At 67.3% G+C, this 22,531-nt stretch carries 35 protein-coding genes; 3 read left to right on the forward strand and 32 right to left on the reverse strand.

Annotation, left to right across the window (positions count from 1 at the left end; all coding sequences use genetic code 11):
* Positions 1-28: 28 nt before the first annotated feature.
* The 15 genes from GTY58_RS28780 to GTY58_RS28855 form a co-directional block, all read right to left on the reverse strand.
* A complete protein-coding gene (locus GTY58_RS28780) occupies positions 29-427 on the reverse strand; it encodes a hypothetical protein (protein ID WP_010986911.1) in 399 nt (132 codons plus the stop codon).
* A gap of 98 nt (positions 428-525) precedes the next feature.
* The gene (locus GTY58_RS28785; RefSeq protein WP_010986912.1) at positions 526-858 is read right to left on the reverse strand and encodes a hypothetical protein; all 333 of its coding nucleotides are present in this window, start codon (positions 856-858) and stop codon (positions 526-528) included.
* A 153-nt stretch (positions 859-1,011) separates the two neighbouring features.
* Positions 1,012-1,587 (reverse strand): hypothetical protein, encoded by a 576-nt coding sequence (locus GTY58_RS28790; protein WP_037645377.1) that lies wholly within the window; start codon positions 1,585-1,587, stop codon positions 1,012-1,014.
* A gap of 102 nt (positions 1,588-1,689) precedes the next feature.
* The gene (locus GTY58_RS28795; RefSeq protein ID WP_010986914.1) at positions 1,690-2,133 is read right to left on the reverse strand and encodes a hypothetical protein; all 444 of its coding nucleotides are present in this window, start codon (positions 2,131-2,133) and stop codon (positions 1,690-1,692) included.
* Between the two features lie 18 nt (positions 2,134-2,151).
* Positions 2,152-2,391: a hypothetical protein gene (locus tag GTY58_RS28800; protein ID WP_010986915.1), complete on the reverse strand. Its 240-nt coding sequence runs from the start codon at positions 2,389-2,391 to the stop codon at positions 2,152-2,154.
* A 3-nt stretch (positions 2,392-2,394) separates the two neighbouring features.
* Positions 2,395-2,679, reverse strand: a complete 285-nt coding sequence (locus GTY58_RS28805) for an HK97 gp10 family phage protein (RefSeq protein ID WP_010986916.1) — start codon at positions 2,677-2,679, stop codon at positions 2,395-2,397.
* A complete protein-coding gene (locus GTY58_RS28810; RefSeq protein ID WP_137865178.1) occupies positions 2,679-2,996 on the reverse strand; it encodes a hypothetical protein in 318 nt (105 codons plus the stop codon). The genes GTY58_RS28805 and GTY58_RS28810 overlap by 1 nt, the downstream gene beginning before the upstream one ends.
* A 27-nt stretch (positions 2,997-3,023) precedes the next feature.
* On the reverse strand, positions 3,024-3,419 hold the full coding sequence (locus tag GTY58_RS28815) for a hypothetical protein (RefSeq protein WP_010986918.1): 396 nt from the start codon (positions 3,417-3,419) through the stop codon (positions 3,024-3,026).
* Positions 3,420-3,438: 19 nt separating this feature from the next.
* Complete coding sequence (locus tag GTY58_RS28820) at positions 3,439-3,774, reverse strand: hypothetical protein (protein ID WP_010986919.1); 336 nt, start codon at positions 3,772-3,774, stop codon at positions 3,439-3,441.
* Between the two features lie 30 nt (positions 3,775-3,804).
* Entirely contained in the window at positions 3,805-5,127 is a 1,323-nt protein-coding gene (locus GTY58_RS40945) for a major capsid protein (protein WP_010986920.1), read from the reverse strand.
* 15 nt (positions 5,128-5,142) lie between these two features.
* Positions 5,143-5,772, reverse strand: a complete 630-nt coding sequence (locus GTY58_RS28835) for a hypothetical protein (protein ID WP_010986921.1) — start codon at positions 5,770-5,772, stop codon at positions 5,143-5,145.
* Positions 5,773-5,813: 41 nt separating this feature from the next.
* Positions 5,814-7,388 carry a phage portal protein gene (locus GTY58_RS28840; protein WP_048894245.1) on the reverse strand — a complete coding sequence of 525 codons (1,575 nt, stop codon included), beginning with the start codon at positions 7,386-7,388 and terminating at the stop codon, positions 5,814-5,816.
* Positions 7,388-8,686 (reverse strand): PBSX family phage terminase large subunit, encoded by a 1,299-nt coding sequence (locus GTY58_RS28845; protein WP_010986923.1) that lies wholly within the window; start codon positions 8,684-8,686, stop codon positions 7,388-7,390. The genes GTY58_RS28840 and GTY58_RS28845 overlap by 1 nt, the downstream gene beginning before the upstream one ends.
* A gap of 3 nt (positions 8,687-8,689) precedes the next feature.
* The gene (locus tag GTY58_RS28850; RefSeq protein ID WP_010986924.1) at positions 8,690-9,178 is read right to left on the reverse strand and encodes a helix-turn-helix domain containing protein; all 489 of its coding nucleotides are present in this window, start codon (positions 9,176-9,178) and stop codon (positions 8,690-8,692) included.
* A gap of 487 nt (positions 9,179-9,665) precedes the next feature.
* Complete coding sequence (locus GTY58_RS28855; RefSeq protein ID WP_010986925.1) at positions 9,666-9,911, reverse strand: hypothetical protein; 246 nt, start codon at positions 9,909-9,911, stop codon at positions 9,666-9,668.
* Positions 9,912-10,084: 173 nt separating this feature from the next.
* Here GTY58_RS28855 and GTY58_RS28860 point away from each other — a divergent pair, with 173 nt between their 5' ends.
* The gene (locus GTY58_RS28860) at positions 10,085-10,561 is read left to right on the forward strand and encodes a hypothetical protein (RefSeq protein WP_010986926.1); all 477 of its coding nucleotides are present in this window, start codon (positions 10,085-10,087) and stop codon (positions 10,559-10,561) included.
* Between the two features lie 15 nt (positions 10,562-10,576).
* Here GTY58_RS28860 and GTY58_RS28865 read toward each other — a convergent pair whose 3' ends face one another.
* The 10 genes from GTY58_RS28865 to GTY58_RS28910 all read right to left on the reverse strand — a co-directional run bounded on the left by GTY58_RS28865 (position 10,577) and on the right by GTY58_RS28910 (position 16,485).
* Positions 10,577-10,786 carry a helix-turn-helix domain-containing protein gene (locus GTY58_RS28865; RefSeq protein WP_010986927.1) on the reverse strand — a complete coding sequence of 70 codons (210 nt, stop codon included), beginning with the start codon at positions 10,784-10,786 and terminating at the stop codon, positions 10,577-10,579.
* A gap of 135 nt (positions 10,787-10,921) precedes the next feature.
* Positions 10,922-11,533 carry a hypothetical protein gene (locus GTY58_RS28870; RefSeq protein ID WP_237528901.1) on the reverse strand — a complete coding sequence of 204 codons (612 nt, stop codon included), beginning with the start codon at positions 11,531-11,533 and terminating at the stop codon, positions 10,922-10,924.
* A 110-nt stretch (positions 11,534-11,643) separates the two neighbouring features.
* Positions 11,644-12,204, reverse strand: a complete 561-nt coding sequence (locus tag GTY58_RS28875) for a hypothetical protein (RefSeq protein WP_010986929.1) — start codon at positions 12,202-12,204, stop codon at positions 11,644-11,646.
* A 113-nt stretch (positions 12,205-12,317) separates the two neighbouring features.
* Positions 12,318-12,713, reverse strand: a complete 396-nt coding sequence (locus GTY58_RS28880; RefSeq protein WP_037645384.1) for a hypothetical protein — start codon at positions 12,711-12,713, stop codon at positions 12,318-12,320.
* 208 nt (positions 12,714-12,921) lie between these two features.
* Positions 12,922-13,083 (reverse strand): hypothetical protein, encoded by a 162-nt coding sequence (locus GTY58_RS28885; RefSeq protein ID WP_010986931.1) that lies wholly within the window; start codon positions 13,081-13,083, stop codon positions 12,922-12,924.
* A gap of 9 nt (positions 13,084-13,092) precedes the next feature.
* Positions 13,093-13,782 (reverse strand): hypothetical protein, encoded by a 690-nt coding sequence (locus GTY58_RS28890; RefSeq protein WP_037645387.1) that lies wholly within the window; start codon positions 13,780-13,782, stop codon positions 13,093-13,095.
* Complete coding sequence (locus GTY58_RS28895) at positions 13,779-14,315, reverse strand: hypothetical protein (protein ID WP_010986933.1); 537 nt, start codon at positions 14,313-14,315, stop codon at positions 13,779-13,781. The genes GTY58_RS28890 and GTY58_RS28895 overlap by 4 nt, the downstream gene beginning before the upstream one ends.
* Positions 14,312-14,704 (reverse strand): hypothetical protein, encoded by a 393-nt coding sequence (locus tag GTY58_RS28900; protein WP_010986934.1) that lies wholly within the window; start codon positions 14,702-14,704, stop codon positions 14,312-14,314. The genes GTY58_RS28895 and GTY58_RS28900 overlap by 4 nt, the downstream gene beginning before the upstream one ends.
* A gap of 69 nt (positions 14,705-14,773) precedes the next feature.
* A complete protein-coding gene (locus GTY58_RS28905; protein WP_052082294.1) occupies positions 14,774-15,505 on the reverse strand; it encodes a hypothetical protein in 732 nt (243 codons plus the stop codon).
* A 332-nt stretch (positions 15,506-15,837) separates the two neighbouring features.
* Positions 15,838-16,485 carry a hypothetical protein gene (locus tag GTY58_RS28910; protein ID WP_010986936.1) on the reverse strand — a complete coding sequence of 216 codons (648 nt, stop codon included), beginning with the start codon at positions 16,483-16,485 and terminating at the stop codon, positions 15,838-15,840.
* Between the two features lie 90 nt (positions 16,486-16,575).
* On the opposite strand from GTY58_RS28910, the gene GTY58_RS28915 reads away from it, so the two are divergent.
* A complete protein-coding gene (locus GTY58_RS28915) occupies positions 16,576-17,106 on the forward strand; it encodes a hypothetical protein (protein WP_137865177.1) in 531 nt (176 codons plus the stop codon).
* Here GTY58_RS28915 and GTY58_RS40950 read toward each other — a convergent pair.
* From GTY58_RS40950 to GTY58_RS28940, 7 genes are read right to left on the reverse strand one after another with little or no spacing between them, the layout of a single operon-like run.
* The gene (locus tag GTY58_RS40950) at positions 17,103-17,312 is read right to left on the reverse strand and encodes a hypothetical protein (RefSeq protein ID WP_037645388.1); all 210 of its coding nucleotides are present in this window, start codon (positions 17,310-17,312) and stop codon (positions 17,103-17,105) included. The genes GTY58_RS28915 and GTY58_RS40950 overlap by 4 nt on opposite strands.
* A gap of 11 nt (positions 17,313-17,323) precedes the next feature.
* On the reverse strand, positions 17,324-18,733 hold the full coding sequence (locus GTY58_RS28920; RefSeq protein ID WP_037645390.1) for a DNA cytosine methyltransferase: 1,410 nt from the start codon (positions 18,731-18,733) through the stop codon (positions 17,324-17,326).
* Positions 18,730-18,852 carry a hypothetical protein gene (locus GTY58_RS41400; RefSeq protein WP_255222028.1) on the reverse strand — a complete coding sequence of 41 codons (123 nt, stop codon included), beginning with the start codon at positions 18,850-18,852 and terminating at the stop codon, positions 18,730-18,732. The genes GTY58_RS28920 and GTY58_RS41400 overlap by 4 nt, the downstream gene beginning before the upstream one ends.
* Entirely contained in the window at positions 18,852-19,289 is a 438-nt protein-coding gene (locus tag GTY58_RS28925) for a hypothetical protein (protein WP_010986939.1), read from the reverse strand. The genes GTY58_RS41400 and GTY58_RS28925 overlap by 1 nt, the downstream gene beginning before the upstream one ends.
* On the reverse strand, positions 19,286-19,528 hold the full coding sequence (locus GTY58_RS28930) for a hypothetical protein (RefSeq protein ID WP_010986940.1): 243 nt from the start codon (positions 19,526-19,528) through the stop codon (positions 19,286-19,288). Before GTY58_RS28930 ends, GTY58_RS28925 begins: the two co-directional genes overlap by 4 nt.
* Positions 19,525-19,752 (reverse strand): helix-turn-helix transcriptional regulator, encoded by a 228-nt coding sequence (locus tag GTY58_RS28935; protein ID WP_010986941.1) that lies wholly within the window; start codon positions 19,750-19,752, stop codon positions 19,525-19,527. Before GTY58_RS28935 ends, GTY58_RS28930 begins: the two co-directional genes overlap by 4 nt.
* A complete protein-coding gene (locus tag GTY58_RS28940; RefSeq protein ID WP_010986942.1) occupies positions 19,749-20,609 on the reverse strand; it encodes a Bro-N domain-containing protein in 861 nt (286 codons plus the stop codon). Before GTY58_RS28940 ends, GTY58_RS28935 begins: the two co-directional genes overlap by 4 nt.
* A gap of 445 nt (positions 20,610-21,054) precedes the next feature.
* On the opposite strand from GTY58_RS28940, the gene GTY58_RS28945 reads away from it, so the two are divergent.
* Complete coding sequence (locus tag GTY58_RS28945; protein WP_037645392.1) at positions 21,055-22,290, forward strand: hypothetical protein; 1,236 nt, start codon at positions 21,055-21,057, stop codon at positions 22,288-22,290.
* Positions 22,291-22,531 lie beyond the last annotated feature (241 nt).

Raw genomic sequence — 22,531 nt, forward strand, 5'->3', positions numbered from 1 at the left:
GTTGTCGGGCGGGGCCTGGCCTTCACCGTCAGGAAGCCGCTGTTTCTTCGGCAGCCACCCGTTGGTGCTCCGCGAGGGCAGCCGCCAGCTTCTTTGCGTACTCGGTGTCCTGAGAGCCGGGCTTGGTGGCCTCGTGGTACTTGCGGGCCCGTTCGGCCCGTGCCACGGCAAGCTCCCGGTCCGCCTCGATCTGCTCGGGGGAGCGGCGGTCCGGCTCTTCCCACAGAGGGAGGTCGGGGACCTTGCCCTCGATGTGGTGTCCGGCCCAGGCGATGCGGGCTTGGAACTGCGCCACGGCGAGCAGCTCCCGCAGCATGTAGTCCGATTCGGTCCAGCGGCGGCGCCCATGGTCGCCAGCCATGGCGGACTTGGTCATGGAGTCGTACGGGAGGGCGAGCACGAACTCCCACAGCTCCAGCCAGGACATGGTCCCGGTGCCGGACTCATTGCGGTGGAACTCGTTGAGGGACCGCCCGGGGAAGTACCGGGCGATGTCCGCTCGCAGGTCGGAGGGGTGCTCCTCGATCAGTCGGAGGAGCTGGTCGATTCCCCCGTGCTCACACCGGCGTCGGCCTGGAGCGCGTCGAAGATGTCGAGCAGGTCACCGGTGGTGAGCCCCAGCTCGAAGAGCCGCTCGGTCTTCTCCTTGCCGAGCAGGATCTCCGTCTGCGCGATCAGGTCGTTCTTGTCGGGGAGCGACTGGATCTTCTTGTACGTCGCGATCGGGAGCCAGTTGAACAGGGGGAAGACGAACTTCTCGTCCTCCACGATCACTTCCAGCTCCTTGGTGCCGGTGGCCTCCAGACGCTGGGCGCGCAGGGTCTCCAGCTTGATGCGCTTGCGGTTGGGCTGAGTCATGTCGGCACTCCTCGTGCTCTCGCGGGTCTGCGCGGGTCAGGGGAAGCACTGGCCGAGGAGCAGACCCGCGAAGGACTCCCCGGCCAGTGGATTGAGGTGGACGCATGGGGACTTCACGGCAGAGGCCGTGATTCACTGCGCGTCCAGAAGGGGTCAGGCCGGGAGCGGGACCTTCCCGAGCATGTAGTTGATGGCGCTGACGCCGGACGCAGCCTCCAGGGCGGTGAACGTCAGGTCGTAGCTGACGGTCTGGTCCGCCTTGTAGACGATGTCGCCCTTCGCGGTGACCTCGGCACGGGCGACGGTGATCCGCTTCGGGTAGTCGCCGTCGATCACGTCCATGCCGAGTGCGTAGTACAGCGGCTCCGGGTTCTCCGGCTCGTTCCAACTGATGAACTGGGTGTCGCCAGTGCCGGACGAGGTCATGTCGGCGATGTCCACGCCGTAGAAGAGCGAGACCGTGTGGGCCTTCGTCTCCTGCGTGACGATCTTGAAGGTGTTGGTCCGGTTGGTGATCTGGGTCCGGAGGGGGCGCTTCCTGCCCCAGCCCTTGAACTCCTGGCGGTCCTCGTTGAGGGATTCCGTCAGGCCGTCCTCGGTGCAGTAGCCGAGGTCGATCCAGTTCGCACCCCAGGGGGTGTACGGCTCGGTGGGTGCGGTGGTGCCGACCGGGGCCACGTAGACCGCGCCCGTGACGCCAACCCTCACCTGCGTGTTGTCAGCAGACATGGATTCTTCTCCTGTGGTTGTCGCCATCACGAAGACGGGCATGGCCAGTTCCGTTCGAGGCGGGGATGCCTGACAGGCCGGGATGGCCCATGGCGTCGCGGGTCAGACAGGGCGAACGCGGAGGCCGACGATCAGGCCGATCCGCGTGACGTTGGTGTTGGGCTCCTCGGGGCGAACCGCAGGGCCCGTCTCCTCCCAGGTGCGCAGCACGAAGCCGCCGTCCCGGGAGGTGCCGTGCATCTGCTCGAAGGCGGCACGGACTTGGGCGACCGCGTCAGTGGCGGCCACCCGGCTGGACGTGTTGGCGCCCTCAGTTGCGTAGACGTCCAGGGAGATCCGGGCCTCGTCGTGGAGGCTCCGGCCCTGGGAAGTCCTGGTGACGCGTACGCCCCCGATGCGGTTGACCCAGATGAAGGGGAGCGCCTCGGTGAAGGCGCCTCCGTCCGGCCGCACGGTGGAGGCTTCGTACCCGAGCACTTCGAGCAGGTGGTTCACGACCATCTGCTCCGTGTCCGGGAAGACCAGAGAGGTCAGGGGAACGGTCACCGCGGCCTCCTGGTCCTGCTAGTCGGCCGAGGTCTTGCCCCGGCGCTTGACGGGCTCCGGCGGGGCCTCAGTGGCCTCGTGCGGGGCTTCGGGGGGTTGGACGACCTCGGGGAGCCGCCCGAGCCGGAGCACAGGCTCAGCGCCCTCCAGGTGGCCGATGCCGCTCTGGACGAGATCCCTGACCTCGTCGTCGCGGACCTCGACCACGTCACCGGGCCATCGGCCCTTGTACGGGAAGGTGAGCTTGAAGGTGGCCATGGATCAATCCCTTGCGGCATCGAGTGCGGTGGCGATCGTGTTGTGCGGGGCCTGCTCCCGGGTGCCGAGTTCGACGTACACCGAGTACTCCAGGTCGGAGACCACGAGGATCTCTCCGTCGGAGCCGTCCTCGGCGTGAATCGAGTCCCGGAAGCGACCGGAGTCCACGGGGGCAGTCGCTTGAGCGACGTCCACCACGCGGCCGGCTCGCTCGTGCAGGTCCTGCTGGACGAAGTCCTCGAAGCCCAACGCCTCGATCGCGACCTTGTTGGGCTGGAAGGCGCCCATCAGCCGGTGACCTCTCGCAGGACGATCCGCATGTGGTCGAGCTGGGCGATGGGCCCGGCTCCGCGCTGGACCTGGGGCTTGCCGTGAACCCTGTACGTGACGCCGTCCACCTCGGCCTGGTCGACAGCTGTGACGACGGCCTCGGGCGGGAGGAAGACCTCCAGGTCGGTGATGACCTGATCGCCCTGCTGCTCGGTCTCGGTGGAGCTGAGGAACTGCACGCGGGCTCGGTAGGTCGTCCGCTCCGCGTCGGACCAGTCGACGACCCGGTTGTTCTGGCGGTCCCTCGTGGCTTCGGGCCGGGTCAGGATCGTCACGTCGTCAGTGGGGAGGAGCAGCATGGCTCACCCCCAGACGCGCGGGAAGACGGGCAGGAGCCCCTTCACCTGGAGCAGGTCCAGCAGGTCCTGGGAGACCCGGGGGGTCGTCCCCTTGCCGTCACGGCCTCCTAGGGCCCGGACGATGCTCTGGTTCCCCAAGGTCATGGAGGCCACGTTGGCGTTGGCCCCCGTCTCGTCTCCAAGGGCGCCGATGTACTGCGCTTGGATGCAGACGGCCTCCCGGAACACTGCCGCGAGGGCGGGGTCCGTGGGGAGGCCGTCTGCGTTTGTCTCGTACACGGCTCCGGTGAGGAGCCTGTCGAGCTTGGTGGACGCTCGGTCCAGGAGCCGGGAGGCGTTGGCCGGGACCGGATCCGGATCGAGGTAGTCGGTGAACTCCTCCACCGTGGCGTACGCCATGGCGGCCTCCTTCCTGACGTCAGAGCGACAGGCAGGCGACCGTCACGGAGGCCACGGCGCTGAAGTCGACGAACACGGTGTCCGTGCCGTCCGGCTGCTCGTAGTCGTCCGGGAAGGGGCCGAAGAACCTCTCGGCACTGGCGGCCACCGTGGCGGTGGGGGCGGTGACGGCCTGGCCCTGCACGGTGCGACCGATCTTGAGCGTCACGGTGATCGAGGCCCCCGAGGCGTTCTTGACGTGGAGCACCTGCTTGCCGCTGGAGCGGAGGGAGACCCCCGCCACGTCCGGCGTCACGTAGGTCGCGGTCAGGCCGGTGGTGGCGAACCGCTGCGGGGTCAGCGCAGTACGCGCCATGGTTGTCCTCCTTGGAGGCGGCTGACGCCGCTACTGGACCTTGATGTTGCGGAAGACGGCCGCCGCCTTGGTGGCCTTGAGGACCACGGCGATCGGGCCCATCTCGACCTCGCCCTTCTTCACGGCGCCGGCGGTGGTGAAGTCCGGGAGGTAGGTGGAGACGATCTGGCCACCGACCGTGGTGACGCCGTGGAAGCCGTCCAGGCCCATGCGGACCGCGTACAGGTCGGTGAGCCCCGAGACGGCGCTGTTGCCCGTCTGGGCCACCGCGACGGCCGGAGAGGTGCCACCGGTCAGGGAAGCGCCCGAGGCGGTCACGCCGACCGACAGGTCCGCGAGGTCACCGGTGAAGGTGAGGGTCTTCACGGTCGTGCCGGAGACGGTCGCGTTGCCGGTGCCCACGTTGGAGAGGCCGGTGATTGCGCTCTGCACGGTGGAGGCGTTGGCGTTGTACGCGATGCCCGAGGTGGTCTGGGTGCTGCCGCCGACGGTGACGCTCACCGTGTAGGTGCCGCCCGTCGGGGACCCGGTGACCTCCAGGGTCCAGGTCGAGCTGTCCGGGTCCCGGGTCTCGATCGGGATGATCGGGGCCGAGGTGCCGGGCTTCTCGCCGGGGTCGACGAACACGATGTTGCCGTACTGCTCGCGCACGATGGGCCGGCCGCCGGGGCCGAGGAGACCGTCCACCGGGCTCTGGACGTACTGACCCGCACGCCGGGCGAGCGCACGCACACGGGCCAGGGCGGTCTTGTTGCCGAGGACCATGGTCGGAGCGCCGTCCAGCAGGGAGAGCCACTCGTCCAGCGTGTCCAGGGCCACCTGGGCCGAGGCCGGGTTGGTGTCGAAGTCCGACCAGTTGGTGGTCTGGGTCGCGCGGAACTCCGTGTCGGAGCCCCGGAGCGCCTTGTCCAGGCCGTCGAAGCCGTTCTCCGCGTCGGCGTCCTCGCCGCCGTCCACGTCGCCGTTGATGACGGCGTCCTGGAAGCGGGTCTTGGTCGCCTTGATCTTCTGGGCCATGTTCAGCGCCACGGCGCCGGACGCGGCCGGGCCGACCTTGGCGATGACGCGGTCAACCTCGAAGCTGCCACCGAGGACGGCCAGGTCGACGCTGTAGCGCTGCGTCTGGACGTTGCTCGGGGCGTACTCGGTGTTGAGCGCACGGAAGGCCGCGGTGGGCTGGGTGACCAGACGGCGGTAGCCGTAGGTCAGGGTTGCGCCGCCACCGGCAGGGTTCACGACGTCGTCGAAGGTGAGCGCGTCCAGGACGGCGCTCTCCTTCCGGAACTCGTCGATGACCTGGACGTCTACGGCGTCCGTGGCGTTGTTCTTCGCCTCGCTCAGGGTGACGGGCATGGGTTCTTCCTTTGATCAGTTGCCGCGCATCCGTGCTGCCACGGCGTCGGCGAGGTTGGTGGGCTTGCGGGCTCCTTCGCCGCGCCCGGACATCTCCGTCCCGCTACGGGCGGGAGGGGCGGGGGCGGTCTTGAGCTTCGGGTTCGACTCGACAGCTGCCTTGATCGCGTCGCCGACCTTCGTGGCGAAGTCGTCGGCGTCCGGGTCCAGGTCATCGACCTGCTTCAGGAAGCCCCGGCTGTCGAGCAGGGCGTCCGCGTCCGCGCTGTGCTTGGTGGCGGCTCGGTACACCGCCAGCTCCACCGCGCTCTGTCGGGCCTTGCCCTGCGTGGCGGTGAGCTGCTGTGTGAGCTTCTCGGCGTCCGGCTTGCCGTCGTCGAGCTTGATGCCCGCCTTCTCGGCCAACTGGGCCAGCAGGGCGGACTGTCGCTGGAGTTCGGTGGTCGTGCTCTTCGAGCGGTCCTCGTGCTTGCGGGCCTGGGCCTTCCACTTCTCGGCCTCGGCCTGCCAGTTCGTCTCGCCGCTCTTGCTGCCCTTGTCGTCCTTGACGGACTCGGGCTGGGCCGTGCCCTCGGGAGGCGTGGTGCCCTCCGGGGGAATGCCGGGGTTCTCCGCGCCCGTGCCGGGCTCTGCGGGTGTCGCCATGGTCGTGCTCTCCCTTGTCGGGTGGGGGTGCCCATGCGGGCTCAGCGGGCCACCAGCGGCTCGCTGACGTCTTCGTTGACCTGTGAGCCCTCGGGGCTCTTCTCGGGCTGTCCAGCGGGCTCCTGAGCCCTCGCGGGGTGGGTCGGCTGGGGCTTGGCCTCGGCCTGGTCGGCCTTGATGCGCGCGACCTCTTCGAGGACCTGCTCATCCCGCCAGTCGGGGTTGAGGCGACGGACCTTCTCGTACGTGGAGATGGCCCCGGCGGTGTTCAGGTCGTTGAGCTGACGGGCGGTCTCGCCCGGGTCGGGCGTGACGACGTCGGGGAACTCCACGTCGGGGATCTGGGGGACGACCTGGGACCGGAAGACGGTCCGGTCGATCTCCAGCAGCACGCCGAAGAGGTGGGCTAGGGCGGGACGCCAGTAACTGGTCTTGTTCGCCCGGGTCGTGAGGGACTGACGCTCCCGAGCAGCGATCTCGGTCGCCGTCGGGTTGCCGCTGCCCTCGCTCGTCACGCCGAAGGTCTGAAGGCTGTACCCGGCACCGAGGATGATTCGTTCGGCCAGGTCGGCACAGAGGGCGCGGTGCTCCTCGGTGCGGATGTTGAACTGGACCTGCTCGATGACCGAGCCCTTGTCCTCGCCGGGCTCCAGGTTCAGCGGGGCGAACAGCTCACGGTCGATGTCGAAGTGAGCACCCTGGCCCTTGCCGAGGTTCTCCAGGACCTCTGTCCCGACCAGGAGTCGGGCTTTGCCCGTACGCAGGTCGCGCATCCAGTCGCTGTACGCCTCGTCCAGAGCGTCCATAAGCGCTTCGACACCGGAGAAGTCCGAGCGGCCGAGGTTCGCGGCTGCGGGGAGGTGACGCCAGAGCTTGTTCGGCTTCAGGTTCGGGATGTACTGCGCCGTGAGCTTCGGCGTCCCGGTCGGGATGCCGTCGCCGTCGATCACCAGGTCCGCGAGACCAGCCGTCTCCGGGAAGTCCGTCAGGGCCATCTGGACACCCAGCTCGTTCGCCGAGCCGATCCACACGGAGTGCCTGATCCAGCCCGGCTCGTGCCGTTCGAGCTGCCGGACAACGGTGTTTGCGTCCTCGCGGATCACGTTCCAGAACGTGACAGCGCTCAGCCGGCCCCACTTCCACTCGGGGACAGCGATGTCGGGGGAGGCCGCGACCAGCCAGGGCTTGTCCTGGATGCTCTGGTCCCAGACCACACGGAGGTACACCCCGCCGAGGGCGGCCGACATCTCGGCGGCCTCCCGCAGGACGGCGTACGTCGTGTCGTCGGCGAGCTGGTCCAGGCGCTCCTGGGTGGCCGCGTCGTCCACGGTGAGGTTCAGCGGTGCCCCGAAGAGCAGGTTGGCGCTGACGGCGGCGATTGCCCCCGCGAGCGGCACATGGAGCTTGGAGGGCCGCTCACCCATCGGGGTGGGCTGACCCCAGAACCACCGCCCCAGACGGGCCAGGAGGCCCTTCCGGCGCGCGGCGGGCCTGTCGTTCGGGGCGTTGAGGTACGCGTCCGTCAGGCCCTCGGGGGTCCCGGCATACCAGGCGCTCCAGATGTCCTGTTGGGCGAAGACATCGGCGAGTTCCGGAGGAGGCCATGCGGTGCCCATCACGCCACCTCCTCGAAGTTGAGTTCGACGTGGGGACGCCAGATGTGCTGAGTCGTCTTGATCGCGTAGCGGAGGGCATCCACGCTGTGGTCGTCCTGCTTGAGGGGCTTGTCCTCGCCGAGGAGGGACGCCTTGGGGTCCCAGACGTACGAGGCCATCTCGTCCAGCAGGTGAGTGCAGCCGCGATGGATGCGGAGCTTGTCGGCGGCCAGCAGGTTGGCCACGATCCGGATGCCCGACAGGACCTTGTTGTGGGCCCGCATCGAGCCCAGGCCGTCTAGCTGGAGCTGCTTCCGGAGGGAGGCGGCCGACGGGTCAACGATCAGCCGGGGCGGCTCGATCCCCTTGTCCCTGCTACCGGGGACGGTGAGGGTGCGCATCCAGGTCCGGAGGCGCTGGGAGATCTGCCCGTCGCTGAGCTGCTCCTCGGTGTGGCCGTCATGACGCCACTCGTTCGTGACGTAGACGCACCCGTCGGAGCCGATGCCCACCAAGAGGGCGGCCGTGGCGTTGCTCGTTCCGTAGTCGAGTCCGACCCCGAGCCACTGCACGATCTCCGGGACGATGTCGACCACGTGACGTTGGTCGTCGAAGACCTCGTACACCGCGCCCTCGGCTATGCACCACTCACCGAGGATCAGCCGCTTGTACAGCAGCGGCGTGGCCGCGTACTCCGCCTTGCGCTGCTGCACGTACGTCGGCGTCAGGGTGGGGTTGTCGTCGATGACGAACGTCAGCCGGGCCAGGTCCAGGTCGTTGCCGGGCGTCCGGACCTCACCGGTCCTCGTCAGGTGCACCCGGGCCTTGTCGAGGTACTTCTTCTTCAGCCAGTGGTTGGCGCTGTCCGGGTTGCTCGTCCCGATCAGGCGCGGGTTCGCGTCCGACATGCGGGAGGTGAGCATCGAGAAGAAGCTCTCCGGCATGGTGGACAGCTCGTCCACGTACGCACCGACCAGGGAGAGACCCCGGATCTTGTCCTTGCTGCTCTCGTCGTTGCCGCTCGCGATGATGATGCGGCGGCCCAGGAGCGTCAGGACGCCCTTGCCCTCGTTGTACGAGCAGAGCTGGGTGCCGAGAATGCTTACGAGTTCGTCGATGCAGTTCTGGCGAAGGGTCCTGGTGGTCTTCCCCGCCATCAGCAGGTTGCCGGGCGGCCCGTTGCGTACGAAGTCCAGCCAGTCGATCAGGGACGTGATGGTCTTCGCGGAGCGAACCGATCCCTCGTAGATCGTGATCTGGTGCTGACGGCTGATCTGAACACCCAGGCGCTGCTTTGCGGTCAGCGGCTGGAGGTCCACGGCCTACTCGTCCTGCTCGGGACGCTCGCTCAGCATCGCTCCGAGGAAGCGGTCCATGGCCGAGAGGTTCTTGTCGTCGTGCTCCGCGTCGAACTGGGCGAGCTTCAGGGCGCGGTCCAGGGCCTGGGTCGCTGCGGACGTCAGGTCCTTGGTCTCCCGGGCCGGAGGCTCCTGGAGCCACTCGGCAACGGGCGCCCCGGTGTGGGTCCAGCCCGTCACCAGGTACCGGCTCTCGGCACGGTCGAGCTGGTGGTTGAAGAAGTCCATCAGGCGCTGCTGGGCCTGCTGACGCTGGTCCTTCAGATCGACCTGACGGGCGTCCGTGGCGGCCCTGACGGCCTCCCTGTCGAAGGAGAGCCCGAGGCGCCGCGCGTGGTTCGTGATGGTGCCGACGGCGAAGCCCATCTGACGGGCGATGGCGTTGCGGCTGACGCCGTCAGCGTGGAGCTGACGCAGAGTCGCTTCGTCTGCTTCGGAGAAGGTGCGGGCCATGGCCGGCTCACCCCCTCACGTGCGTGTGGTGACGGGTGACCGGTCAGGGGCTGACGGCCGTCAGGAGGTCTTCGCTCCAGAGATTGTTGATGTTCAGGCTCGGGTAGGTCCTGTTCGTAGGGCTTCCAGGAGGGGGCGTAGCGCCGGAAGCTCACCACTGCTCGTCAGACGAAAGGACTGACCGGTTCCTTCCGAGAGTCGGAGGAACCCAGTCGGGCGGGCGTGACCAAGGAACCCAGGCATGTACAGACGTGCCGGGATCTTGGCACGCCTGTTGGCCCAAGGTCCCGGGGAAAGGGACCAAGCAGTGCACACCCTTAACGCGGCTCTTGGTGCAGCCGCCGCAGCCCTCGCGCTCGGAGCCGAGGTCATCCGCTTCCTTCGTGACCGCCGGGACCAGAGGAGGTCCCAGGCGTCCGAGGAGGCTGAGGACGAGAGCTGACTGAGCCGGCCGTCTGGCGCTCCGGGGCAGGGCGTCAGGCGGCCGTCAGATGAGGGTGGTCTTCACGGGCCTGTCATGGCCCCAGGCCTTGAACTCGTCCAGGCTCTCGGCCTTCGCCTCGTCCCGAACCCTCTTGGCGAACCGGGCCAGCTCCAGGAGCGTGCAGGTGACCTTGGAGTCCAGAGGGGTCCGGCTGATGCGCTTGACCTCATCCGGGTACTTCAGCTCGATCTCGCTCACGCGGGCCGATTGGAGGAACTCGTACAGGTTCTGGTTCTCGACGGTGGCCATGGGGCCTCCTTGCTGTTCGCGGGCCGGGTGTGCTGACGGCCGTCAGACGAAACTCACGGCTAGATCACGACTCGGACGTATGTGTAGATCGCATGTATGTCTCATGCATACTCTGTGCCGCCCGACTCCTCGTGCACGACGTAGTTGCCGGTCAGGGCTCCAAGGAGGCTGTCGTGGAGAACCCGTCGCCACTTCCCCCGAACGTTCCCCCGCGCCCGTCTGGCGCTCCTACAGCGCACACCACGGCTAACTCGACGGACTCGCCGGACGGCTGGCGGGACGAGTACGAGAACGACCCGGAGTACCAACGCATCCTGGCGGGGGTGGAAAGGCCTTGGTGGAAGCGGCCGGTGGCCCTGTGGGGTGGCGTTGTCGCCGTTGCCGTTGGTTCGTTCTTCCTGGGCGGTGCAGTCCTGGGGTCCGGCGACAACTCGGGCAGTCCTTCCCAGGATTCCTGGGTGCAGGATCAGGTGGACGACCAGCCGCAGGGCAACCAGCCGGCCGGGATATCCCTCGCGCAGAAGAGTCAAATCCTGAGCAAGTACTGCAATCGGCAGGCTGGCGGTCCGTACAACGTGTCGGAGGCTGCGCTCCTGGAGTGTCTACAGAGCTACGAGGTGACGGACCAGGGCATGGTCATGCCGAAGTAGCCCAGGGCTCCTGGATCAGGCGGCACGGACCAGCACGCGTCCGGCCTTCGCCCTCGTGGCCATCTCGGCCCTCGCGACGTCCAGATGGCGGAAGAGCTTCTGGCCTCGGTGATCGAGGCCCTCGACTTTCAGGTGGCCTCTGCGGATCCACGAGTAGACCGTCTGCGGGCTGACGCCCGTCAGGTCGGATGCTTCTCGGATCGTCAGCCAAATCTCGTCCTCCACTGAAGCCCTCCCGTGCACATGCGAAAAGCCCCGCATCTCCAGAGGAGTCGGGGCCTGCATGAGGACGTACGTGTCCTGTTGATCGCGATTATGCGGTGCACTAGTACAAAGTGCAAGCACCCGTTCTGACGGGCGTCATGACGCCGGACCGTCGTCGTCGGCGTCCTCCTCGCGGGGGTCGACGTTGGCGGGGTCGGGGTCCTGCATCAACTCGAAGCGCCGCCGTTCGGCCAGCTCGTGCTGGGCGGCCCTGCGCTGCTTCTCTTCTGTCCGCTCGGAGAGCGACGGAAGGGGATCGGAACGGATGTAGGCCGACAGGAGGTCGGTCAGCTCGTCCGTCAGCTCCGCGAGCCAGCTCACCGCGAAGAAGTGCCGGACACCGGCGGCCCTGAACCGGCGCATGACGATCAGGAGGGACTTCACGCGGTTGCGGAGTTCCCGGTTCGGGATGCGGGCCACAGCCCTCTCGACGTTCTCCATGTGGCCGAACACGGTGTCCAGGTACGACGCCCGCTCGTCCGTGGGCATCGTGGCGACGTCGCTCCTGACCGAACCCAGGAACTCCCCGAGCGTGATCAGCTCGTTCAGGGCCTTGTCCGCTGCTTCCTGGCCGATCTCCGCGAGGCGGGCCTCCCGGGCCAGCTTCCTCTGGTGGGACAGGGTGAGCCACACGCCCCCGAAGGACGCCGCACCACCCACGAGGGCACCGCCGAAACCGATGAGACCGGAGAGCACTTCAGGTTGCATGACGATCATCATGCCGACGGGGCCAACCTCATGGGGCTGAACCCGTCAACTCCTCCACCGTCGGCCCAGTTGCCGAGGACGGGCCATTTGCACGAGGGACGTCGTGACGGTCAGAGTCGGCTGTCCGCGTCGTAGGCCCAGAACTCGCTGATGTTGCCGATGGCCGTTCTGAAGGCTTCGGTCTCCTCGGGGAGCCGGCGTGCTCCTCGTCGGACTGCACCTATGCAGTCGACGGCGTGTTGGAGTACCTCCCGGATCACCGGAGCGGATTCGGGATACTCGTGACCGCCAGGGCCATCGAAGACCACGTAATGCCAGTCCGCCAAGATGTCGACCGTGGAGTTCAGCCGCTTCCTCAAGTCCTTGTGGTGGAAGAGCGGGATGGTGAGCTTGAGGACATCCACTTGGTCTGTCATGTCGCTCTTCCAGGACTCGGGCGCGTCCCCGCTCACGTACTCGGGCTCCTTCCTGAACAGTCGGAGCAGGGTCAGCAGCGCTCTCCCGCACTCCTTGGTGGCGTGGTCGAGTTGCTTTTCCCGCTCCTGGCGATTTACCTGCCATCGGATGCCCAGGAAGGCCACCACCGCACCGAGGAGCGTCCCTGTGAGGCCCACCAGGGCGACGGTGTAATCCTTGTTCAACCCGAAGAGGGCGATTGTCATGTGATTCACGCCGTCATCATGCCGACGGTGGCACCCTCAAGGGCTGATCCCGTCAACTTTTCCGTACTGGCTCACCGGTTGGCCGACGAGTCCGTCGACTGACGGCTCGGGCGAGGTGCGTCTCATCCGAACGGGTTGCCGCCTTGGGCCTGGACTCCGGCGGTAGCCGCTGCCAGGTAGGCCGCGAAGGTCTCTCGCTGGTTCCACGTGAAGAGGACGGTTCGCGAGTTGTTCGCGATGGCCTTCTGTGCCTCGGCCGTGGCGATCCTGAGCTGTCCCCGGTCCTCCTCGGTGGCGAGCTGTACGTACCCGTTCACGAGTCGAGTCGGCTCCTTGGACTGCACCTTGATGACGTCACCGAGGGGGATCACGGCGTCTTTGGCGCCGGTCACCTTCCCCATGAGCTTGCGCTTGATCTGAGCGCGATCTGCGTAGAGCGTCACGGTCGCGACGTAGCCCTTGAAGATCTGTGCTTCGGGCTTGGGTGCGGGCGCACCCTTCGAGAGGTCGTATGCCATCGGGACAGTGTGCCGCTTTGCCTGTCGCGTTGTGGACGCTATGCCCGAAGCCCTGGCGTCTGCTGGCCGTTCACCCGTTCCTGGAGCGGTCAGCTCTGGTGCGGGCAGCCGGATACCCACCAGCCGCAGGAGGAGCAGTACTGGTACGTCGGGTCGGCTTCGCAGTAGGTGGGTGCGAGGCGGACGAGGATCTTCTTCAGCAGGTTCATCAGCCCTCCTCGTGCGCCTTGATCTCGTTCACGAGGTCCCGAAGCTCCTCGGGGCTCACGCCTCCGGCCTCGGCGGCCTGGGTGGCGGAGACGACGATCGTGTGGGCGTAGTCGGTGGAGCCGTCCGCCATCGCCTGGCGGTACATCGCTGCGTAGTCCATGAACTGTCCTCAGTCTTCGGTGGGCCGGACGACGGTCACGTGCGTCCGGTTGGGCTGTTGGGGGTCGGGGGTGAAGGTGGCCGTAGCCCCTCCCCCGAGGTCGCGGACGTAGGGCGTAGTAGCTGTAGCCGTAGCTGGGTTGACCTGCGGCTCTACGCCTTGGGGAGAGGGGCTCACAGGGGCGGGGGAGGGGCTGCCGGGGATGTCCTGGCGGTGGACCCCCACGGCCACCCCGATGCCCTGCACACGGACGCTGTGGCGCGTGGGGATCCCCGCGGCCTCCATGAGGCGCCGGACGTCCTTGACGCTCCAGGTCCTCCCCGGGGTCTCCTTCGTGAGCTGCTGGGCGACCTGGGAGAGGTGGACTCCCTTGCGGTCTCCGGCCAGCTCCCAGAGGAGATCCGCGAGGTCGTCGGGGTGGAGGTCGGGCTCCTTGGCCTCGGACTTTTCCTGGGCCGGCTGTGCTGCTCGCCAGGCGGCGATGCACCAGATGACCACCAGGAGCCACATGAAGGCCCGGGAGGCGGACAGGAGCCCCCAGAGGACTCCCCCGGGGATCGTGAGGAATATGACGCGGACCACGTAGTCCGAGACCTTCTCGCCCGCCTTGAGCCACGCGGTGATGCCTCGGGCCGTACCGACGGTCAGGGCCGAACTCCCCTTGGCGAGGCGCTCCATGACCTTCCGGAACCTGGTCACAGGACCACGCCCGTGATCTTGTCGCCGACGGTGTTCGTGATCGTCACGAGGGCGACCGAGGCCATCCCGCTGAACCCGGCGCTCAGGCCGAGCATGACGCCCGCCGTGACGCCTGCCGCGATCTTCCCCTTCAGGAGCTTCGCGCCGCTCTTCCACAAGGCGACACAGACCACGAAGTAGATGCACAAGAGTGCGCATCCGCCGGGCGACAGGGCCTTGAGGCCGGACCGCGTCACCTCGGGCGTCACGGTGCCCGTCGCGGCCGTCAGGGACCAGTTGCCGATCAGGCTTCCGGTGTTGAGCAGGAACCCGGCAGCCGTGCCGATCAGTCCTCCGGCAGCCGTGATCGCGATCATTCCGAGGGACATCGAGCTGAGCAGCGGGATCAGGGCCTTCGGGTCCCGGCCTCCTCCGCCACCGGGTCCAGGACCCTTCCCGCCACCGCGCCACCACTTCGTGAGGTGCCAGGCCAGGATCCCCAGGCCGATGGTGACGGCGCCGAGACTGACGGTCGCCGTGGTGACGCTGTTCATGCGGGGCTCCCGGTCATCATGCGGACGAAGGCAGAGAGCAGGGGCAGGGCGCCGACGGCCCCCAGGGCTGCGGTCCACACGAAGACGCGGGTGACGAACCGCTGACGGATGTGGTCGAACCACAGAGCCGCACAGAGGGCCGCTCCGGCCATGAACCAGGCGCCGGGCTGGCCCTGCTCCGTGCGGACGTCCCGGAGGGCTCCGGCCCACCAAGGGGCCGTGATGACGGAGACGAGCAGGCACTTGGTGTTCCGGCCGAGCTGGAGCCAGCGGAAGTCCCAGCGGCTCTCCTCGGGCTGCTCGGTGGTGAGGTGGACGTGGACCTCGGTCGGAGCGCACCCGGCGCTGTACGGCGGGTAGTTCGGGGGATCGGGGATCTTGTCGGTCATGGCGACCTCCGGGCAGGTGGGCGCGCGTGCTCAAGCTGATGGCGAGCGCAGCGCGCCGATGGGTGTGGTTCAGGCCGCGATGGCGTCCGGGAGGTCCTTCAGGTGGGGCTCAGCCAGCTCGACGCGCTTCCTGCTCTCGCGTGCGGTGCCTTCGCTGTTGGGGAGACCCGCGTCAGTCAGGGCCGCCACCATGTGACGGGTGGCCGGACGCCGGTTGCCCAGCTCGTCGTAGAGAGCCCGGATGACCTGGTCGATCCGGTCCCGCTGCGTCAGCTCCTGACGGGGCTTCTCCGGCTCCGTGACGGGCTCCGGCTCCTCCGTCACCTCGGGCTCGTCCTCGGGGGCCTCGTCGGCCTCCTGGGGCTCCTCCGAGGCCTCGTGCTCGTCGGCCTCCATGACGGGCGTCACGAGCGGGACTGACGGCACTGGCGGAGCCGTCAGGGCGTTCTGGCGCGAAGGTTCGGGCGCCACGGTCTCCAACGATTCCTGGACAGCCGGCGCAGGCACGCTGACGGGTTCCTCCACCCTCACGGCCTTGGGCGTCAGGCGCGTCGCGGCGGCCGTCAGGTGCAGCGTGTGAGCGGCCACCAGAGGAGGCACGGCGCTGACCGCCACGACGACGGCGGGGGACTTGTCCAGGTACCCGGCCTCGATCAGGTGGGAGGCGACTTGGGCCGTCATGGCCAGTGCGAGGGCGATCAGGGCACCGGCGTTGGCCTGCTTCCGCTCGGTGCTGCCCTTCGGGAGGGAGCCCGCGATGGCAGCGGCGACGGAGGCGTACAGGCTCAGGACGCCCGGCATGATCAGGGCGAAGCGCCAGTCCCACCCGGCCAGTACGGCGAGGCGGTACTCACCGGGGGCGCTGAGGGCGAGGGCCGCCGCGAGGACGGCAGGGCGTCCACCGGTGATGGCGGCGCGGACGAGTAGGGGTAACGGGGTTGTCGGAACGGCAGTTGACCCTGACGGCGTTAAGGGCGCCAGGGTAGGTTCGAGCTTGGGCACGGGAGGACTCATCTCCGGTGTCTAGGGGGCCGGGCTCAGCCGCCAAGCACGCGCCCGGCCCCCGCTGACGGTCTTCGGTTATCTGTGCAACAGATTAGCGGTATCCGCTGACGGGCGTCAGGGGTTGACGCTCAGGCCGTCAGGCCCTGCGCCTGGCTCTGCACCAAGAGCCGGTAGTCGCGCTCGTCCAGCCGGACCGAGGGACACAGCGCGCACTCAGCCGACCAGTCCCCGGGAAAGTGCCTGACGAGCGTCAGACCTTCGCATGACGGGCACGTGACGCCCCTAAGCAGCTCCTTGCGCGGCTGTGTCATGGTGATCCGCTGGACCGTGTGGACCAACGCCCTGATCTCCTCGGCGAACTCGACAACCCAGGGCTGATCGCAGATCCAGGGGAGGTGGGCCGTCAGCATGGCCGTCATGGCCGTCACGTTCGTCTTGACGTGGTCCAACGCCCTTTCCTCGGAGACCGCCTGGCACCACGATTCCAACAGCGCGAGGAACGGCGTCTCGCCCGTCTGGTCCCGGGCGTCAGTGACGGGCTGACGGCTCGCGGGACCGAGCAGATTCAAGACCCTCTCATCGCCCGGTACAGGGGCGTGCAGACGCTTCGAGGAGCGCCCGTCACCGCCACCGTTCTGTCCCCGCTGACGGCACCCCTCCAGCCCCCGGTACAGCTCGGGGAGGGCGGAGAGGTCACCGCGGATTCGACTCCGGCACCGGTCGCACGTCTTGGCCTCCTGCGGGGTGCCGCAGACGAAGCACTCGTACAGGTTCATGGGTGGACCTCCAGGACGGTAATTCGGGCGATTACACGAACGGCCTAAGCGAAGTGGCGGGCGTCGAAGCGGCTCGCAATCATTTTGACCATGTTCAACGCCGACATCCTGCCCATCTTCATTGCGTCGCCGAGTGATGTGAAGGAAAGGGATTACGTGAGGAGGGTGGTGGCGGAATGGAACGCCCGAAGGTGTTCATTGCAAAAAGTGGCATTCATTCCGATTGCCTGGGAGACGCACGTCTTCCCAGATCTAAGGACTCCCGGCCAGCGTGTTATTGATCAACGCTTGGTAGATACCTCCCATGCATGCGTTGCTCTGTTCTGGATGAAGTACGGCGGAGCCATCGACGGCACATCAGGCACAGAACATGAGATTGACCGGTTCTGTGCGGCAAACAAGCGAGTGATGGCCTATTTCTGCAGACGAAAGAGGGATCCATTCGATGCACATCATTACGCCGACGACATTCGGAGGGTAGAGGAACTGCGCAAGCGGATGCAGTCGCTCGGGATCACGGGAAAGTATTCGTCGCGGCAGGAACTCAAACGGAAGCTCCTTGACGCGCTTGACGACGTAGCGATCGAACATAGCCAACAGAAGGGCAGCAATTCCCCTTAGATGCGTAATGGGTGGACCTCCAGGACGGTCAGGCGGAGCAGGGCGGCGTACTCGCCCCGGGTGGCCCCCTCAGGGATCTCAGGGGTCTGGCTGAGGACCTCATGGATCCGAGCCGGCTGGCCCTGGGCGACCTGGTGGGCCAGGGCCAGGAGGACTCCGAGATGCATGGCGGTCTCCGAGTCCTCCAGCGCGAGGGCGTCAGCCACTGCGGTCAGGTTCATGCGGGTTCGAGGGCCTCGCCCGTGACGGCCTCGACCACCATGGCGACTAAGTCCCGGGCGGCCGGGGGCGTGACCCCGTTGCCGATCAGCTTGACCTTGTTGCGCTTGGACGTCGGCGTGAGGATGTAGCCGTCCGGCAGCGCCATCGCACGGGCGTACTCCGAGGGCTCCAGCATCCTGAACCTCAGGTCCTCGAAGTGCTCGATCTCTCCACCCGGCAGGACCGCGTGACGGTCCAGCGTGGTGACCGTGCCGAGCGGCTCAGCGGCCGGACGGGCCTTGCTCGTGGAGTAGTAGGGCAGCGTCATCGCCGGGGCCTGGACGAGACCGTGGTGAGTGCCGCCCGCACAGACGGCCGCCAGCGGCTCCGTGATGGCCCGGTGGGAAGACGCCCCACCCCGCAGCTCGACCATGTACCGCAGCGCGAGTCCGGTCTCGTTCCGGGTCGTGCAAGTCCTCAACGGCAGATGGGCCGGACGTGCCACCTTGCCCTGACGTCCCTCGACCGGGACGAGCAGGTGGTCGCTGGCGAACGCCTGGTACCCCGCCCTGATCCGTCGGAGCGTCGACTCAGCCAGAGGCCGCTTCCGTTCTCCGAGGGTCTTGGCCGGGAGGCTGAAGTCGATGGCCGCGGCAGCCGCGCGGGCCTTCGGCTCCAGGGCCTGGTCAGCACACGACGTGTACGGGCACCTGAAGGTGTACTGGGAGCGGAACTTCCCGTACAGGCGGTCCGGCCGTTTGAAGCGCTGGACGACTCGCACAGGGCCATGGGTCGGGCACTCGGCCTGGGGCCTCAGCCACTTGTCGAAGTCGGGGGCCCTCTCGCCGCTCCTCCAGAAGATCGCGTAGAAGCGGTCACGGCTCTGAGGAGCGCCGGGCCCGAGGGCCTGGGCGAACATCGAGTTCAGGAAGATCAGGCGGTGCTCGTACCCCCAGGCGCGGATCGAGTCGAGCCAGGCCTTGAAGACCGCTCCGGGCTTCCCCGGCGGCCCCCACTGCATGACCTCGACGACGTTCTCCACGATCATCGCGCGGTACTGGTGGGACTCGGCGAAACGGACGACGTCCCACATGGTCGCGCGGCTTTTGATCGCGGCCTCGTCGATGCCGCTCGTGGCCTTCACTCCGTCCACGTACTCGCCGTGGCCCTGCTTCTTGCCAGAGGCGAGGGAGTGGGCGGTGCAGGCCGGAGAGGCCCACAACAAGTCCGTCCTCGGATACCGGGTCGGCTCCACCTCGGAGATGTCGGCCAAGTCGTGATCGGCGTCCGGGTGGTTGGCCTGGTGGGAGTCGATCGCGTCCCGGGCGTGGTTGGCGGCGAAGGCCACCTGAACGCCCGGGACCATCGCGGCACCGGTGGAGGACCCACCGGCACCGCAGAACAGATCGGTCAAGCTCAGGGTCACCGGGCCCTCCGCATCTGGCGGACGACCGCGGCGATCAGGCCGGTGACGATGCCGAGGGCGAGGAGATGGAGGGCGTAATTGGCGTACTGGATCGCCTGGGTGTGGTTCGCGCTGAACATCAGCCCTGCGCCCCCTCATCCGGGTAGCGCCACTCGATGATCCCGTCCGGGGTATTGAACGGCTCGCCGTAGACCCCGTGCATGGCCCTGACGTCGGAGAAGTGGATAAGTTCGCTGGCGTTGAAGCCCCAGATCGGGTCCAGGTGATCGAAGGGGATCAGCTCCCGCTTGAACTCGTCCTCCGGGAACGTGGGGTCCTCGGGGCAGCCGAGGAGTTCCTTGGCGACCTGGTACGGCACGAGCGGCTCTCCGCAGACGCCGTCTCCGTGGTTCTGGTGGCAGCTCCACTGCTCAGCGACGACGGCATGTCCGACTTCGAGCCACCTGGCCTCTCCACTCGGCACCTGCATGACGCGGTGGTTGGCCCAGAGGTCCTCGGCGATCTCCTCGATCCGGGTCCGGATCAAGTCGTTCAGGCTGACGGTCGGCTGGTTCATCGGTCGTTCCCCCCGCTGATGTCGTTCAATTCGTTGAAGCGCTCGACGTCCTGCCAGAAGGCGGTCAGCGCGCGGTCCTTGTCCGGGCCGAACAGCTCCTTCAGGGAGCGGTCCGCCTGGTACTCGAAGACCCGGATCTCGCGGGTCGTGACGGCCTCGATGCAGCCGTCCTCCAGGACCACCAGGTCCTGGACCATCTCCGGGCCGGAGCAGACGAGGTACTGGTCCAGGGCGCTCACTGGGGCACCTCCGGCAGCCAGACGCCGTTACGCCTGCGGACCAGGCCCCGGTCCTTCAGGGCCCCGATGTGGTGGGAGACCGTGGAGTGGCAGAACCCGAGGTCATGACCGATGGAGCTGCTGTTCTGCGGCTCGGCGGCGACGTTCAGGTACGCCCAGACCAGGCGGGTGGACGGAGCCAGCTCCGTGTCCGTGAGGACCTCACGGATGGCCTGGGCGTTCACGCGGCCACGCCCGAGCCGGCTCGGCGGGCCCGCAGGGAGCGCATGTGGGCGCCGAAGTCCAGAGCAGCGCCCTTGATGTCGTCCAGGGTCATCACGCCGTCCGGGCACTGGAGGTTCAGGACCGACGTGATGTAGTTGACCCCGTCGTCCAGGGCCTTGAGCTGCTCCTTGGTCAGGAAGTCCTTGGCGACCTTCGAGGGCCGCAGATCCCCGGCCTTCGCGCTTCGGTACTCCCGCTTGTAGCGCTCGCCGCTCACCTGAGGCTGGCGCTCGCGGACCGTCTGAGCGGTCATGCCGAACAGCCCGAGGTAGATCATGTTCTGGACGTCCGCGAAGTCGCGGTCCTGACCACCAGCGTCCCGGACGGCCCGGATGATCGAGCGGTAGTCCTTGCGTTCCTGGAGACGGGCCTCCAGCAGCTCGTCGATGGTCTGCTCGACCAGGGGCTTCATGGTCTTGAGCTGCTCGACCGGAGCGCTCGCGTTGACCACGAAGCCCTCGCGCTCGATCTGCTCCAGGAGGTCGAAGACCTGGTCCCGGTACTCGGCGGCCTTCGGGAGGTTGGACCTCATCATCAGGTGGAAGGCCCCGCGCTTGTAGATGACCTTCATGGTCTGAAGCCCGCCAGCGGTCGGGATCAGCTCGTTGCCCACGTAAAGGGTCCGGGAATCTCCCGGACCCTTTACCAGGGACCGGATGAACGACTCGGCGTCGGCCTTGTAGTCGATGGCCTTGCCGAGGTCGGCAGCCACCACGAAAGCCGCCTTGTGCTCGGTGCTGAAGCCCATGCGGAGGGCGGTGTCCGGGAAGATCTCCTGGACCGCCCTGAAGATGCTGGGCAGGTGCGAAACGCTCATTGCAGAGAACTCATCTCGCTCGTAGAACGCCCGGCCGGTAGTCCAGTGGGCGGAGCAGTGATGAGTCAGTTCTCTGGCGGGAGATGCCGCTTGCGGCGACAAATGAAATGTAGCACTAACGGGCCGCCTATTTCTACCCGACCTACATTCTGGGGCCTCCGGGAAATCTCTCGGACTATTCTTCGCACACAGGAAAGTCCGAGTAATTCGGAGGTTCGCCAACGTGGTATCTGGGTGCTTATGCTGGGGCCCAGACGCGACGAAGCCCCCGGGGCTGGTAACCCCAGGGGCCGCGTCAGAGGAATTTAAATTCCTCGGGTCCAGGAGGCTCCTACACCTCTCAGGACCAGCAGTCCCCGCACACCTTCACGAGACGGGAACCACCTTGAAGAACGTTGCCAATTCTAGCGGCTCCTCCCCTTCGGGTCACGTTGACCTTGACGCCGTGAACTCCCTCCACCTCGTCGAGATGGCCGCGCGCTCCGTGGGCCGCTCCGAGACCCTGATCGAGCACCTGCTCTCATGGCAGATCGAGACCCGCCCCTTCCTGTCCGGGACTCGTGGACTCGCCCGTTGGACCAACCTCTCCGACAAGACCGTCCGGGCGACCGTCGGTCCCGAGGGTGGCCTGAGCGAATTTAAGTTCCTCTGGACCAGGACCCGTGGGTCCTCCTCCGCCCTCGCCGAGGAGCGCGACTCCATGGAGGTCCGCTTCCGCTCCAATAGCGGCGGTGACTACCGCAGTACTTCACCTAAAGACCTTCAGGCCCCTGGTGGCCCCCTGGCTGGGGGCCTGGGGGACCTGGACAAGAAGCAGGGGAAGGAAGGAGCTTGGTGGGGTAATGCGGTAGTCACCGCCGCAATCAGCGAGAGGGCCCAGGAGGTCCTGGCCAACGGCTTGAAGACCCTCTCGGAGCTGGACACGATGAAGGGCATGGAGCAGAAGGCGAGGACCCTGCGGGCCCTGGATGCCTCCCTGGACGTCTGGAGCGAGGTGCAGGGCCCGGACGCCCCGGAGTTCGCCCTCGGCCGCCAGGCGTGGAAGCTCGCGGTCCTGTGCGGTCTCCGGGACGTGACCCTCTCCACCGACGACATCGCCGGACTGCTGGGCCTGGCCCCCAAGAGCGTCCGGGACCTCCTGGCCCGGATGACCAAGGCGATCCCCGGTCTCGTCCGGAAGGTCCGTCAGGGCCGCTCGTTCGTCTACGAGATCGCCTGGGCGCAGGTCTTCGACGAGGCCATGGGGGACATGTACGACGAGCGGGTCTCCCGCCACGACATCCGCAACCGCAGGGCGGCCCAGGACAAGGCTCTCCAGGCCACGGCGGCCCGACGGGGCACGGGTGCCGGATACCTCGCGTACCGCCTCTCCATGGCTAATCCGAAGCGCGCCGAGTACCTGGAGCGCAACCCCCTCCCGGAGGGCGCTGACGGGGCCTGGAGGGCCCTCGTGGAGGCCGGGGACGAGCTGGCCCTGTACGAGCACCTGCGGGCCCAGGAGGCCGAGGCTGGACCGGTCCCGAGCACCCCGGCGGTGCTGGTCGAGGAGGCCAAGGAGGTCACCTCGTTGAACCCCCTTCTGGGACAGCCGGCTCAGGAATCCTTGGAGGCTCCGCAGCGGATCGACCCCGAGGTCCTGGCGGCCATGCGGGCCCGCATCTGCGCCAGTACGTACGCGTGAAACAGGGCGGTGACCATCGCTTCGGGAGATGCCGAAGTGATGGCCACCCCTTCCGTACGTAACTACGTAGCGAATTACGTATCGAGTAGGTATTCTGTACGTATGCAGACCTTCACCAGCACCGAGCTGAACCGCAAGAGCGGCGCCATCCTCCAGGCCGCTGAGGAGCAGGGATCTGTCAAGATCCGCAAGGGCTCCAAGGTCTACGTACTGCAATACGTACGTACGGAATCCGAGCCCT

Source organism: Streptomyces sp. SID5469, assembly GCF_009862865.1.
GTDB classification, from domain to species: Bacteria; Actinomycetota; Actinomycetes; order Streptomycetales; family Streptomycetaceae; genus Streptomyces; species Streptomyces avermitilis.